Below are 15,165 nucleotides of genomic sequence, written 5' to 3' on the forward strand. Positions count from 1 at the left end.
CAAGTCGTTAGGTCCCGATCGCAATACCCAATGCTTCAAAATTACCAGTAGATCGATCGCCCTTCAATTCAGTATTGCGATCGCTCTCTTAATTTCTAGCGTTATTGTTCTGCCAAGAGTGCAATATTTGTCAAGGGCGATCGCGCTTCTAAGATTCTTACGGCTTCAGAGCGAGCACTTGGCGGTAATTAACATCCCGATCGATTATGGTACCGCCTCAGATTGTTTGAGGGCTCCACTGAACGCGAAGTGGTTAAGATTGAGTAGCGATCGGGGATGCTGAAATTGTCTGTTGCCGAATGGGGATCTGAATAACAAACTCAGTGCCTGAGACAGGTGTAGAAAAACACTTGATTTTACCGCGATGCTTTTCAGTAATGATTTGATAACTAATCGACATTCCCAAACCCGTACCTTTACCGATGGCTTTGGTCGTGAAAAACGGGTCAAAAATGCGCTCCTTCACTCGGTCTGGCATACCGATTCCATTGTCAGCGATCGCCACCTCCACCCATTGATTGTCGATCGCAGAAGTCCGAATCCTAATCTGCTTCGGCGTGTCTTTAAGATCCTGATAGGAGGGTTTGGTATTCATCTCATCTAGGGCATCCAGGGCATTAACCAAAATATTCATGAATACCTGATTGAGTTGTCCGGGGAAACATTCCACCTTGGGCAAAGTGCCATAGTCTTTGATCGTTACCACGCCTGGACACTCTGGTTTATCTTTGAGCCGGTGTTGCAAAATCAGCAATGTACTTTCAATTCCCTCATGAATATCAACATCTTTGAAGTCTGCTTCATCCATGCGAGAAAAGTTTCGCAACGAGACGACAATACCGCGAATTCGCTCGGTTCCTATTCTGATAGATGAAATTATCTTTTGGATATCTTCAGTGAGGAATTCCAAATCGATGTCCTCTGCCATTGCTTGCACCTCTGGATCGTTGCTGGGATGGCGCTGTTGATAGAGTTCTATCATCTGCAGCAGATTTTGGGTATATTCATCCAGGTGGGTGAGATTACCGTGGATGAAGTTGACCGGGTTATTTATTTCATGGGCAATTCCCGCAACCAACTGTCCCAAGCTAGACATTTTTTCGCTTTGGATAACTTGCATCTGGGCTTTTTTCAGTTCGTTTAGGGTCGTTTCCAGTTCTTTAGCTTGCGCGGTCGAGGAGATTGCTAATTCTTCGATCGCAGCAACCTGGGGCAGAGTTGTCCAGCAAGCAATCGCCACTCCCACAAATGCCAGCGTCATCAACACAATCATCAGCAGATAGGGATTGTTGGTTCCGGCTTCTACCCGCAGCCTGGAGCGGATCAGCCAACTGATCGTCGCTGTACCACAAATCAGCGCAATCAAAATTACGACCTGAAGCACCACAAAGTATTCATTTTTAGGAGGAGTTACTGGCTTGGTATGGAGTCGATCCCACCACGGTAAATGCAAAGATGCCCAAGGAATCCGCAGAATCGCAGCGTCGATCGCTATCACTACTAACGGCAACAGCAATCCGAGACAAAAATCCATCCATCCCCAGCTAACGCCACCCACCACCAGGGAAATGAACTCCACCACCAGTAATGCTAAGGATAGTCGCCCCCAACGCACGACTGGATCGTTGCGCTGCATCCAGAGCCCCAAGTGCAACCCCATGATAGAAATGAAAAAACTCACCCCTGACACCACGACAATTCGAGTGGTGTTGCCCCATACTAAAAACCCTAAACTACAGATAAAGGTTAGCAACAGCGCGGGTTCTAGGGCACCCCGACGGGACACTGCGCCAAACACCGGAGACAACAGCCCATCCTGCGCGAGTTGGAAAAGGATGCGGGGCGTATTGCAAACGCTAGTCGCAGAGCCCAACAAACAGCTAGCGGCAACCAGCAATGTGACTATGGCAGGGGCAGCGTCTCCCCAGAAAGGCTTGGCAGCCGCCAGGAAATTGCCGTACAAATTGCCTTCTAAACCGGCAGCGGTTGCCAACTGCACCAACACTAAACTGCCACCCACAAACACCAGAGGCATGAACCAGGCAACCCAAGACAGCGCCTTGAGGGTGCCTTTTGGGCGGAGACTGTCTGCTACAAAGGATGAAGCTGTATCGCAGCCATAGAAGCTATAAGCGGCAAACAAGTACCATTTCAGCCAGTCATGGACGCTTAGGGCATCAATGCTGCTGGGCAAGAGTCCGGGGCTTTGGGGCGAAAAGGCAAGCCAGCCTAAACCCTGAACGCAGAAGAGGAGTAAAAAGCCGATTGAAGGAAAGATAAAAAAGAGGTGCAGAATGGCGACGGCGCGGGTGCCACTTAATGCTAAAAAGTAAGCGATCGCAGTAAAACCGATCTCAAACACTTTTTCTGGAATATTCAGCCCCATCGGTTCTAAATGGAATTGAATCAAGTTTGTGAGGACGATCGCATTAATGGCCGGAAAGGAAACCCACCCCAAGTAGTAGGCAATCGCCAAGTAGCGGGAAAAGGCAGGGTAACGATGGAGCAATCGCGTGATGTAATTTGGTGTTCCTCCAGATACATCTGGATATTTCTCACCCAAACTCTGAACTTGAAGGTTAAACAGAATTCCGACGATAACACCAGGAATCCAAACCAACAGTGATGCAGAGCCAATTTCTGCTTGCATCAACGGCGCTAAGGTAAACCACATCAGATATCCAACCACACTAAACCCCCAAGCTTCCGCAGAGGACATGGTGCGCCGGAGGCGATTCAGAAATGGCACACGATCTATTTCCATAACAAGCAGATAGGGGTCATCCTATTGTGATACACGTGTAATTTCCACAGCCCAGAAAAAAACACCTACCTAGTGTTTCGTTCTCGGGCTGAAAATTGTAAGCTCGATCTGATGTAGCGGTGAAAGATTGAGGCGTAATCAGTTAAAGTTGCTAGCGATCGCACTCTCGATCGCAACAACTAATGGGAACTGATATCTTGCACCAGTTGCAATAACCCTTTCACGGGCGGACTAGAAGAGCAAAGGCCCACAAAAAAATTAACTTTTTGTGGAACAGGCCGAAAAGCCTGTGCGAGCGAGAATGGTGCAATCTCTCAGTTGAAACGGAGTCAATAGAGTCTTTTCAGTTTGTTTAATGTGCCGTTAGCTAGCGATCGCAATACTCAATACCCAATACTTCAAAATTACCTGCGGGCGATGGTGCCGGAGCAAGTTTTGAAGCGATGCACTAAAATCCTGTTCAGATAGCTATTATAGATTAATCATGAAGATTAAGGCGATTATCTGGCAAGAAGATGGCGTATGGTATGGCTCAGTTCCAGCACTTGCAGGTTGTCACACAAAGAGAGAGAGTTATGAACAATTGCTAGAGATGCTTGAATACGCTGTTCAAGGTGGGCTTGAAATCATCCATCAACAAAATGAACTTGCGCCGGAGAAACAGTTAATTGAGTTATCTATAGCAATCCTAAATCATTTGTGAATTTCTTACTCCCTCCCCTTGGTAAGGGGAGGGTTGGGGTGGGGTAAAATTTTTACGACTCATTTAGAATTGCTATATATGAAATCTGTTTCTGGCAAAGCACTCTGCAAAATCGTTGAGCGACATGGTTTGGAGCTAAAAAGAATCGCTTTGTATCGTCGTTAAAAGACTCTTTTGCTCTCCCTCCCTAAATCTTCAATACCCGGGGTGTCTTCACCAAAAAAATTGAAAAAGTAAAAGCATTTTTAAACCTATGAAATGGTTAATTCAATATCTTTATGAAATCAAATTAGATAAAGCTATTCTCTGGTGCTATCTTATTTGGTATGTTATAGTAGTTTGTTTCCATTTTGATCCTTCGGTTAAGATATGGATCAATTCAGTTGGTATAAGTGCTGTAATCGGTACGGGTCTGATGCTAAGTGTTTCTTCTAGTAAAGGCAAAAGAGATCATTGGCAGGCATTCAGGTTATATCTCATGCCATTTTGTGTCTCAAGCTTCTCTGCCTTGATTAAAGAGCAGGGATTTATCGTATTCATATCACCAAATATCACCGAAACAATAGTTTCTGTATCATGCTGCGGTCTATTTTTATTACTTATTCTAGCAGTAAAACTATTCAAAAATAATGTTATTTAGCAGGAATATAAAAACCTGAAAACAGCAGAAATATGACTTTTTAGGTTGAAATTACCCCGATCGCCTTTAAGGGCGATCGAGCTTGTAGAATTATTACGTCCCGATGAAGCGATTGAATTGCTGATTGAAAGGGCTTTTTTAGTTCCTAGTCCGATAGTTCTTTGAGTGCGATCGCTTTTTGGTTGAGCGATCGCCGAGTTGTACTATACTGGCCTATGTAAATAAATTATCAATATGCCCAGACTAATATCGGCGGTAAGCAGGTTGCTAAAATCGCTCGCGCTGGCATTTTTTGCCCTCAAATCGCTTTCTTTGGATTAATTGGCGTTTTAAATTCTGTCTTCTACTTTCTCCCTTGGGGCGATACAAGCGGCGGGTAATCCCCTCCCTACGGTCAATTGGCAATAACCCATTATTAATTGTTAATCTTCCATGAGGAAGCCGAAAAGATATATCATAACCTTAACCAGATCATTTCTTCCCAGATATGTTCTACTGTTCTAATCCAAGTTGCTCCAATCCTTTCAATCCCGACAATTCTAAATTTTGTCAAAGTTGCGGATCGCAAGGCCTCAACCCTTTATTCAGAAATCGCTACCGCGTGATTAGACTGTTGGGGGAAGGGGGATTTGGCAGAACTTATGAAGCGGTAGATACCGATCGCATGGACGATCCCTGCGTAATCAAGCAGTTTGTACCCCAATTTCAAGGAACCTCAGCACTTAAAAAAGCCGCAGAATTGTTTAAGCAAGAAGCGAAACGACTTTACGAACTCGGCGAACATCCCCAAATTCCTCGATTAATTGCTTATTTTGAGCAAGACAAGCGACTTTATTTAGTACAAGAGTTGATTGAGGGGCAAACTTTACTAGCAGAATTAACTCAGCAGGGTGTTTTTAGCGAAGAAAAAATTTGGCAGTTACTCGCAGATGTACTGCCTATTTTGAAATTTGTGCACGATCGCCATGTCATTCACCGAGACATCAAACTTGAGAATATCATGCGGCGTCGCACCTCTGTTAGCTCCTCCCTGCCAAAAGCGGGAAATTTTGGGAATTCAGCTTTCCGAAGGGGAGGGCGGGGAGAGTTAGTTTTGATAGATTTCGGCATTTCCAAACAAGTGACGGGCTCCCTGATGAGCAAAGTAGGCACGACGGTAGGAACGCCCGGATATTCGCCTGTAGAACAAATGCGCGGTCAAGTTTTCCCCGGAAGCGATTTGTACAGTTTGGGAATAACTTGCCTGAGACTGCTAACTCAATGTTTGCCAAAAAGTGACGGTTCAGATGACCTTTATGACCCGATCAACGGTTGCTGGATTTGGAGAGAACGCTTGCCAGTCGGCACAAAAATCAGCAGCGAGTTGACAAACATTTTAGATAAATTAATTCAAGATTATCTCAAAAATAGATATCAATCTGCTGATGAAGTAATCAAAGCTTTAAATCTCTATTCTTTACCTCCCCAACCCCCTTTTGTCAAGGGAGGACAACTTGCTTTAAATTCTTCAGTGACAAAGGGAGGGCCACTTGCTTTAAATTCTGCTGTGACAAAGGGAGGGCCACTTGCTATCAATACTCCGCTCAATCACAGCAGTCAAATCAATAGCAATATCTCTGTCAATCCCAGGCAAAAATCCAACACCAATCCGCCTCGTAACACTGCCTCGCAGAGAATTGCCGCTGCCAAAAGCACTTTTGAATTTCAGGTAGTGACAGTAGACAAGCGCGGGAAGGAAACTAATGTTAACAGGGGCAAAGCGCGTTTTTTTGAAGAACATCTTGGTAGCAGTACAGTCCTGGAAATGGTATCTGTTCCTGGCGGTACTTTCCTCATGGGTTCCCCAAAAAATCGGGGTGACAGCGACGAAAAACCCCAGCACCCAGTCACTTTAGCATCTTTCTATATTGGCAAATTTCCAGTCACTCAGGCCCAGTGGAAAGCAGTTGCCACACTGCCGCAAATTAAAATATTTCTCAATCCCGATGCTGCCCGTTTTAAAGGTGCAAATCGACCTATAGAAAATGTATCTTGGTACGAAGTTGTGGAGTTTTGCGCTAGACTTTCTCGCAAAACGGGTCATAATTATTGCTTGCCTAGCGAAGCCCAATGGGAATATGCTTGCCGGGGGGAAACTACGACACCGTTTCACTTTGGGGAAACGATTACCAGCGAGTTAGCAAATTACAACGGAAGCTCTAATTACGCTGAAGCGCCGAAGGGAATTTATCGCTTTCAAACGACAGATGTTGGCAGTTTTAAACCTAATGCTTTCGGATTGTACGATTTCCACGGAAATGTTTGGGAATGGTGTGCGGATTCTTGGCACAATAATTATAACGGTGCGCCTGCTGATGGTAGTGTTTGGGAGTCTGACGGGGACTCATCGCTGAGGTTGTTGCGGGGGGGTTCTTGGAACGATCATCCTCCGAATTGTCGCAGCGCGTGTCGCCTCAGATATCAGCCGGATTGCAAGGCTAGTATTGTGGGTTTTCGAGTGGTTGTTTCTGTTGTTTAGACTCCAATTGTAGGCATTCGTTCTCCTATCTTGAAATGCTTCTACGGTTTCCCTATCAATCAAAGATTTATGCAATAAGCCTATTGATCTTGTCTCGGAATGGAGAAACCCGGTTTCTTGAAGAAACCGGGTTTGGGAATGGACGATCGCCCAAATTCTTGCCTTATATCGTTTTCGGTTGCATCAGAATAATAAAATCGAGTCAACAGTTAACACTCAATCATTCAGTTTTTCGACCCGCCCGTCAACAGTCAACAGTCAACAGTCAACAATCATGAGGAGTGCAACCGGAATTGATATTAACTAGCCTTCTTTTGAGGAGCCATTATGCGTTCCACACTCATAGCAGCCACGCTCAATGTCACCACAGCCATGCCGAGAATTGCCACAGGCTGCAACTTCTCATTGATAATTATAAACGCAAAAAGTGCGGTCATCGCCGGCCCCAAAGTGCCAATTACTGACGCTAAGGCGGCCCCCGCAAAGCGGATGGCAAAATTATTCAAAAGATAGCTAAACAGCGTCAGCACCCCTAAAACAACGCCTCCCAAAATCAAACCAGGCCAAACATTTTGATCGATTTTAGGAGCAAAATTTTCTGACAGCGGCACCCACAAACTCAGGGCGGAAAATACAAAAATCGCTGCGAAATTAACTAAACTAAAAGGAATAGGGTGCAGCTTGCCCGCGGCCATTTGCGTCAGCAATACGTAACCTGCAAAGGTAATCCCAGAAGCCAGTGCAGCCGTGACTCCCACCCCGACATTGCCGCCGCCCGGAGCTGGGGCCGCAAAACTCGGCCACCCAGCTAAAATCAGACCTGCGGTAATCCCGACTATCGCCAAAAAGCCGACTGTGCTGGGGCGAGAACCAAACAATATCCAAGAACCCAGTACGGTGACGATCGGATAAATAAAGAAAATCGTAATCGCAATCCCCGCCGGAATATTGCCGATCGCCAAATAAATCAAAACCTGAGACAAAAACAGAAAAAATGCGCTTCCTAAAACCTTACTCCACAAAGCTCGATCGCCCGACTGGAACAACCGCCTAATATCTTTCCACACAGAAGGATACAGAAATGTCGCCAATATCGGCATCAAAGCCATCACCACGATCAGCCGCATCAACAAAATCAACAAAGAATTTCCAAAACCCGGAGTCACCACCCCCGGAAATTCAAACAAGCCAAAAACCACCCGAGGATTTTTGCCTTTAATCAGAATTCTCAAACAAACATTAAACAGCGACAATACCACCGCCGAAGACAAAGCCAGCACCAAACCTGTCTGCACTTGAGAAGCTACTTTAGCGGGTGCCGTCGGTGGCGCTGAAGAAGGCTGTGGAACGGGTTCTCGCGGCGTTTCCACAGGTGTTGGCTGCAGAAGTTGCGGGCGGACAGAATTAACAGAATTAACAGAATTAGTTGATTCCTCGACATAGGAATCTTGAGCATCGAAAGGATTCTCAAGATATTCTTCTTCTGATTCGAGTTCTTCCCTGATGCGGTTTACGAGATTTTGTAACAGCTCTTCCCCTTGCAGTTCCAGGGTTTTCATGTTATTGAGCCGCACGGAAAGCTCGCTTTCGTAACTCGTTAAATCTTGTTCCAGCATCTGGAAACTGCGATCGATCCTTTCATCCAGCGCCGCCAGCAACTGCGAGGCTCGTTCGTCGTAGTTGCTCGGCGGCAGGGGTATCGGGAACTCGCCGCTGGGAATCGGGCTGCTGAGAGAATTTCCCGAGTTAGCGCTGAGTTCGTTGAACCGCTGCACCAACAAATCCTGCAAATTGTGAGCCAAAACTTGAGCCAACTGCTTCAGCCACAATTGCTGCTGCTGAATGTATCGCCCAGAGAGAGATTCCATTTGCTGAGACTGCAATTTGCGATATTGCTCCCGGAGGTCTTCAATATCTTCAATCAGGTGATTTTTTTCAGTTTGCAGCCGAGTAATGTCTTGATTTAACTGGCCTTTGACATTTTCATGCAAAGCGTCCAGTTCTTGCATTACTGAGTGGAGGACTTCTTCTGCTGATTGTGCATCCTCTGGCTCGCCCTTTGACGAGTATACGTTCCGCTGCGCCATTAGCCTATAACCTCTAATTTAAACTGCACGTTCAGTGTTCTTAAGTATTGTGACAAATCAGGTCGCAAGTTCTAGTGAGTGGCTCTAAAAGATTGCGGACACTGTTGAATCAATAGTAGTCGCTAAGCTACAAATGTGAGAAAATTGCGTGAAGCAAAGCTATCCGGCAGGGAATCGCCCCAAGAACACTTTGTGCAATTAGAAATCATACTACAGCTTGACCTCTCCACGGATTGCTCCCGGTAATTCTCGCATCTAACTCACCCGATTGCACCCGAATCACAAGCCTAAGAGGCCCTTCCGCTACTAAATTTGATTGGGGGGTCGCACTCCTAGCCCCTCAATGGATAACTTGATGCTGCGGCCAGAAATCCGGTTTCTTTTGCCCGCCTTTCTCCCGCACTCCCGCACCCAGGTTTATGATTTTAACAGTTCCGATCTTTTGCTCGCGAAAGTTTTAAGAGGCGATCGCACCCTGAAAAAGCCACCCCCGCGCCATCCAAAAATTAACACATCTCATCCCCCAAGAGCAACAGATATGGCATCCGAAATTTATGACAATTCCTTTACAAAGGATATAGAAAAACTGAATATTTCCTCAGAAGGCGAAGTCTTTGTCTTTCCCGCCTCATTTGCCCAGCAGCGCTTGTGGTTTCTCGACCAATTCGCACCGGAAAACCCTTTCTACAATGTAGTAACAGCACTGCGCTTAACTGGTTCCCTCAACTTAACAGCCTTAGAGCAAACCTTCAACGAAATAGTGCAGCGCCACGAAACTTTGCGAACCACTTTTGCCACGGTATCAGGGCAACCAGTGCAGATAATCTCTCCCGCTTTCAAGACTAATTTAAAAGTATTAGACTTGCAAGATTTGCCACCAGAACAACGGCAAACAGAAGCAAAGAAACTCTCTGCAGCCGAATCTCTTCGCCCTTTCAATTTATCCACCGGACCGCTGATGCGAGTCACCATCCTGCGGCTGAAAGAAACCGAGCATATTCTCTTGCTAAATATGCACCACATAGCCTCCGATGATTGGTCGATCGGGGTACTAATTCGAGAACTGGAAGCTATCTATACAGCTTTGATAAATCAACAGCCATCTCCCCTACCAGAATTATCACTTCAATATGCCGACTTTGCCGAGTGGCAGCGCGAATGGTTGCAAGGTGAAGTATTAGAAACTCAGTTAGCTTATTGGCGGCAGCAATTGCACGGGATTTCGGCGTTAAATTTGCCTACAGATCGCCCTGCACCACCTATGCAAAATTATCGGGGAAAAACTCAATATTTAGAACTGCCTAAAAAGCTGAAAAACGCACTTTTAGCGCTCTCGCAGCGAGAAGGAGCGACTTTATTTATGACAGTGCTCGCAGCATTTCAAACTTTGCTTTACCGTTACTCGCAACAAGAAGATATTGTTGTCGGTTCGCCGATCGCCAATCGCAACCGCAGTGAAATAGAAGCATTAATCGGTTTTTTTGTCAATACTTTAGTGCTGCGAACAGGCTGCTCGGGAAACCCGACATTTCGAGATTTTTTGGGCCGAGTGCGGGAAGTAACTCTGGGAGCTTATGCTCACCAAGATTTGCCTTTTGAGAAGCTCGTCGAGGAATTGCACCCAGAGCGATCGTTGAACCGCCACCCGCTGTTTCAGGTGGTATTCGGACTGCAAAATGCGCCGCTGGACGAGCTAGAATTGCCAGGATTAAAGTTGAGTTCTTTTCCTTTGGAGACTCAAACAACGCGCTTTGATTTAGAGCTGTATTTGTGGGAAGCTTCCGATAACTTTAGGAGCAGATACGGCGAACATTGGGAAGATTCGGAAGGCCTGAGAGGCTTAGCTGTGTACAATACGGATTTATTTGATGAAGTTACGATCGCCCGAATGCTGAGGCATTTTAAAACGCTGCTGGAAAGCATTGTGGCTAATCCAGAACAAAGAATCGCTAACTTACCTTTATTGAGCGAGGATGAAGTGAATCAATTATTCAGAGAATGGAACGATACTCGGACAGATTATCCTCAAAATAAGTGCATTCATCAGTTATTTGAAGAGCGAGTCCAACAGCATCTGGAAGATGTCGCCCTAATTTTCGACAGCCAGCACCTGACTTACAGAGAACTTAACAGTCGCAGCAACCAACTGGCGCGCTACCTACAAAAACTGGGCGTGGGCGCGGAGGTTTTAGTGGGGCTTTGTGCAGAACGATCGATCGACCTAATTGTCGGGATGTTGGCTATACTGAAAGCGGGAGGAGCTTACCTACCGTTAGATCCGAGCTATCCGCGCGATCGGCTAAACTTGATGCTGGAAGATGCTCGAGTTAAAGTCTTGCTAATTCAAGATAAATTGATTGAGAATTTCCGAGACTTCTCAAACTCGGTGATTTACTTCGATCGCGACTGGGAACACATAGCCAAAGAAAGCGCCGAAAATCCCGCCAACACCGCAACAGCAGACAACCTAGCTTACGTTATTTACACATCTGGCTCAACAGGAAAACCCAAGGGAGTTGCTGTCACCCACAAAGCAGTAAATCGGCTGGTACTCAACACCAACTATATAAATATAGAACCTACCGATAAAATTGCCCAAGCATCAAACGCTTCATTCGATGCAGCCACATTCGAGATTTGGGGAGCCTTGCTTAACGGCGCTCAGCTCGTGGGAATTAGCACAAATATTACCCTTTCGCCGCACGACTTAGCCTTAGAACTGCGCCAACAAGGAATCACAGTTTTGTTTTTAACAACTGCCTTGTTTCAACAAATTGCTAGAGTTTTACCGCAAGCTTTTAATTCGCTGCGCTGCTTGCTTTTTGGCGGAGAAACGGTCGATATGAGATGGGTTAAAAAAGTTCTCAAACAGGCGCAAACCACTCAATTAATTCATGTTTACGGGCCTACAGAAAATACCACATTTTCGGCTTATTATTGCGTGCAATACGTACCCGAAACCGCAACATCTATCCCCATCGGTCGCCCGATCGCCAACACGCAAATTTATCTCCTTGATGCGGATTTGCAGCCGGTGGCGATCGGTGTTATAGGTCAATTGTACGTCGGCGGTGACGGATTGGCGAAAGGCTACCTCAACCAGCCTGATTTAACTGCTGCTGCATTCATTCCCAATCCTTTTAGCAATAAATCTGGTTCTAGCCTTTATAAAACAGGTGATTTAGGCCGCTATTTAGCTGACGGCAACATCGAGTTTTTAGGCCGCGTTGACGACCAAGTAAAAATTCGAGGCTACCGCATTGAGTTGGGAGAAATTGAAGCGGCTTTGTGCCAGCATCCACAAGTGCGCGAAGCAGTAGTAATTGTGAGGGAAGACATCCCCGACGATAAACATTTGGTAGCTTATGTTGTTCCTGACGGCATTAATGAACAATTAGAAATTCCCAATCTCAAGTCCAGTGAATTGCGCCAATTTTTGAAAGAAAAGTTACCAGGATATATGGTTCCTGCAACTTATGCAGTGTTGGAGAATATGCCACTGACGCCTAATGGCAAAGTAGACCGCCGCGCCTTGCCCGATATAGATACAGATAGCGAGGATCTAACAGAAAACTATGTAGCGCCTCGGACCGATATCGAAAAGGCGATCGGGAAAATTTGGACTAAAGTTTTGGGAAAACAGCAGGTTAGTATCTATGATAATTTCTTTGAACTAGGCGGGCATTCCCTGCTAGCAACTCAGTTGATATCTCGCATCCGAGACGCTTTGCAAGTCGAGTTATCGGTCAGCAATTTTTTTGAGGCTCCGACTGTGGCGAGTCTGGCAAAATACATTGAAACAATGCGCTGGGCAGCGACTGGTTTGGATACTCCCAGAACAGACGAAAATGAGCGCGAAGATGTGGAATTTTAAGGGCTTACATAATTGGATGATTTTGATTGTTTTGTGGAATTGGCATTTGCCTGTCGGTAGAAATTACCGCAATGGGAACTGATATTCAAGTCTGCTTCACGAGGAGATGTAGACCTGTTACTTGCTAACCTCCTAAAGGCTGAGGCTGCCTATATACTTGCAAAATTGCTTGCAGGGCATTAAAAATAAGGGAGAAAATGTTTTCTCAACAGCCAGTCATCAAGAAAATCCGAAACGATGTCCAACCAAGCGTCTGACCGTCTTAAACAAAATGCTGAAAAAATTATGCAGATGTGGGAGAAGCGGGCGCGTGAGGAAGTCAGCGCATCAACGCATCAAGATTCTCTTGTCTTGCAAGATTCCCTACCTCTCTACTTAAACCAACTGGTAGATGAACTCTCAAACAGAATTGTCAGGACATCTGCCCGAATTACAGCCGACGAGGTAGAAAGTACGCGGATTGGCAAGCTGCATGGGCATGAACGGGCGGGGTATGCTGACTACTCCATGACTCACGTAATTTTCGAGTATCACCTCCTCCGTCAAGTAATTTTTCAAGTTTTAGAAGAAGAAGCACCTTTAGGAGTGCAGGATAGAGACATTATTATCGGCTCCATTGAGCAAGCCGTTAATGACGCGGCTACTCAATTCTCCGAAACGCTACGAGATATTCAAGAACTATTTATGGTGACGTTAACTCACGACCTCAGAAATCCCATCAATGTCGTAAAAATGGGAACTCAACTAACTCTGCGGCGGCTGGAACGAGGAGATACCCACACGGATGTGGCCGCAAGGATGCTCAATGCTATCAATCGGCTGGATTCGATGATTCAAAATCTGCTTGATGCGAGTCGGCTGCGGGCAGGGCAGAGCTTAAAGATGGAATTTGAAGAATGCAATTTTGAGATGCTCGTCCAAGAGGTGGTAGAAGATTTGAGCTTTGCGTATGGAGAGCGGTTTGTTATAGTCTCTGATTCTGAGATCAGGGCTTATTGCAGCCGTAAAGAAATACGGCGGGTGATTGAAAATTTAGCAATTAACGCTGTGAAATATGGTGCGCCTAGTACGCCGATTACACTCACGCTCCAGCAAACCCAAACGCAGATCAGCCTTACTATTCATAATGAAGGCAATCCGATCGCCCTAGACGCTCAATCCATCCTATTTCAACAATTTCGTCGAACCATTTCTGCCGAAGAGCAAACCGGCTGGGGATTAGGATTATTTTTAGCAAAAAATATTACTGAGGCGCATCAAGGGACACTTGCGGTTGAAAGTGCAGAGGGCAAGGGGACAAGCTTTATTATCAACTTACCTAAAGTTATTCTTTAGTTCGGGACATTAAGACTAAGAAGAAAAATAGGGTATCCCCAGCCAGAACCTACAGGATTTTAACTCACATTTTTAGTCACGAAATTTCAGTGCAGAAGGCCCTGACAGCTTCGGCAAACTGCTGGTTATGTTCCATTAATGCCATGTGTCCTCCTTTCTGTATAGTAACTAGCTCTGCTTGAGGTAATTCTGCTTTCATTCGCAGGCTAGCTGGGGGGGTAGTGGCAATATCTGAATCGCCGCATATCACCAACACAGGAATGTCAATCGATCGCAAAGTTTTTGTTTCGTCAAATTTGAGCATTCCCAATGTGCCGCGAGCGAGAACGCCGGGAGAACCCAAGGCTGATAAGAAAGCGGAAAACTCTAATTGACCGCGCGTTTCAGTGCCTTTAAATCCCGATAATTCTACACTGATGTGCAGTGAACCATTGAGATAGCTCAGCCAAGTCATTCCCCACATAATCGGTTCAAGAGCTATTGTGAGATAGAGGATAGGTTGAAGCAGCGGCTTCTGCAAAGCGCGTAATAAACCGCTAAAAATAGCGGTTTTGACGGGATTAGTATAAGTGGTATCTACCAGAATTAAACCAGCTACTCGACTACCGAGAAGTTCTGGAAACAGCCGACTGAATGTTAGAGCAATCATGCCGCCCATGCTGTGTCCGAGTAGGATAACAGGTTTATTTCCTGCTATGGCAATGACGGCTTCGAGATCGCGGGCAAATTTTTCTAGGGAGTAGTCGCTGTTTTTTGGTCGAGTGGATTTTCCCAAACCTGGAAGATCCCAAACAATCACTCGGAAGCGATCGCTTAGTTGCCGTTTCGCGTAATACCAAACCATACTGTTCGGCCCCCAACCATGGGAGAGGATAATCGGCTGTCCGTCCTCTGGGCCGTAGAATTCTACTTGTAAAATAGTGCCATCAGGTCTCTCTACTCGCTGAACCGTACCCGTCCGCGTCGGCTTGGGTTCGTCAGCACCGGGGCGGCGGAACAGCGGCAAACTGATAAAGCGGCCGCCAACAGACCAAAGAAGCATTAAGACTCCGCTGACTAAGTAGGAAATCCCTACAAGTTCGCCGATGTACCATTCGTAAATAATGTATATACCTCCGCCAAGTACCCCGATGGACAGCAGTCCCACCAGCCATAGGAACAGAAAATTGAAGGGCATGAACGGCATAAGCTGAAACCTTGGGTAGAATTTGGGTTGCGGATTCAAACAGAATCATACTCAGGTT

7 protein-coding genes are annotated in these 15,165 nt (G+C 45.9%); 4 read left to right on the forward strand and 3 right to left on the reverse strand.

Going from position 1 to position 15,165, the window contains the following annotated elements; translation table 11 throughout:
* Positions 1–253: 253 nt before the first annotated feature.
* Complete coding sequence (locus tag QUA23_RS08545) at positions 254–2,764, reverse strand: ATP-binding protein (RefSeq protein ID WP_333073858.1); 2,511 nt, start codon at positions 2,762–2,764, stop codon at positions 254–256.
* A 484-nt stretch (positions 2,765–3,248) separates the two neighbouring features.
* Here QUA23_RS08545 and QUA23_RS08550 point away from each other — a divergent pair, with 484 nt between their 5' ends.
* Positions 3,249–3,467: a type II toxin-antitoxin system HicB family antitoxin gene (locus QUA23_RS08550; RefSeq protein WP_333073859.1), complete on the forward strand. Its 219-nt coding sequence runs from the start codon at positions 3,249–3,251 to the stop codon at positions 3,465–3,467.
* Between the two features lie 1,127 nt (positions 3,468–4,594).
* On the forward strand, positions 4,595–6,625 hold the full coding sequence (locus QUA23_RS08555) for a bifunctional serine/threonine-protein kinase/formylglycine-generating enzyme family protein (RefSeq protein ID WP_333073861.1): 2,031 nt from the start codon (positions 4,595–4,597) through the stop codon (positions 6,623–6,625).
* Positions 6,626–6,924: 299 nt separating this feature from the next.
* Here the strand turns inward: QUA23_RS08555 and QUA23_RS08560 are convergent, their stop codons facing one another.
* Entirely contained in the window at positions 6,925–8,712 is a 1,788-nt protein-coding gene (locus QUA23_RS08560; RefSeq protein ID WP_333073863.1) for an EamA family transporter, read from the reverse strand.
* Positions 8,713–9,250: 538 nt separating this feature from the next.
* On the opposite strand from QUA23_RS08560, the gene QUA23_RS08565 reads away from it, so the two are divergent.
* Together QUA23_RS08565 and QUA23_RS08570 are read left to right on the forward strand one after the other, a co-directional pair.
* Positions 9,251–12,586: a non-ribosomal peptide synthetase gene (locus QUA23_RS08565; protein ID WP_445243481.1), complete on the forward strand. Its 3,336-nt coding sequence runs from the start codon at positions 9,251–9,253 to the stop codon at positions 12,584–12,586.
* A gap of 237 nt (positions 12,587–12,823) precedes the next feature.
* A complete protein-coding gene (locus tag QUA23_RS08570) occupies positions 12,824–13,921 on the forward strand; it encodes a HAMP domain-containing sensor histidine kinase (RefSeq protein WP_333073867.1) in 1,098 nt (365 codons plus the stop codon).
* Positions 13,922–13,997: 76 nt separating this feature from the next.
* Here QUA23_RS08570 and QUA23_RS08575 read toward each other — a convergent pair whose 3' ends face one another.
* Complete coding sequence (locus QUA23_RS08575) at positions 13,998–15,098, reverse strand: alpha/beta hydrolase (RefSeq protein WP_333073868.1); 1,101 nt, start codon at positions 15,096–15,098, stop codon at positions 13,998–14,000.
* Positions 15,099–15,165 lie beyond the last annotated feature (67 nt).

This window comes from Microcoleus sp. Pol1C5, from assembly GCF_036701115.1.
Classification (GTDB): Bacteria; Cyanobacteriota; Cyanobacteriia; order Cyanobacteriales; family Microcoleaceae; genus Microcoleus.

Excerpts from the sequence above, each read along its gene's own strand:
- QUA23_RS08545 (WP_333073858.1), bottom strand. The coding sequence starts at position 2,764 with ATGGAAATAGATCGTGTGCCATTTCTGAATCGCCTCCGGCGCACCATG.
- QUA23_RS08550 (WP_333073859.1), top strand. The coding sequence starts at position 3,249 with ATGAAGATTAAGGCGATTATCTGGCAAGAAGATGGCGTATGGTATGGC.
- QUA23_RS08555 (WP_333073861.1), top strand. The coding sequence starts at position 4,595 with ATGTTCTACTGTTCTAATCCAAGTTGCTCCAATCCTTTCAATCCCGAC.
- QUA23_RS08560 (WP_333073863.1), bottom strand. The coding sequence starts at position 8,712 with ATGGCGCAGCGGAACGTATACTCGTCAAAGGGCGAGCCAGAGGATGCA.
- QUA23_RS08565 (WP_445243481.1), top strand. The coding sequence starts at position 9,251 with ATGGCATCCGAAATTTATGACAATTCCTTTACAAAGGATATAGAAAAA.
- QUA23_RS08570 (WP_333073867.1), top strand. The coding sequence starts at position 12,824 with ATGTCCAACCAAGCGTCTGACCGTCTTAAACAAAATGCTGAAAAAATT.
- QUA23_RS08575 (WP_333073868.1), bottom strand. The coding sequence starts at position 15,098 with ATGCCCTTCAATTTTCTGTTCCTATGGCTGGTGGGACTGCTGTCCATC.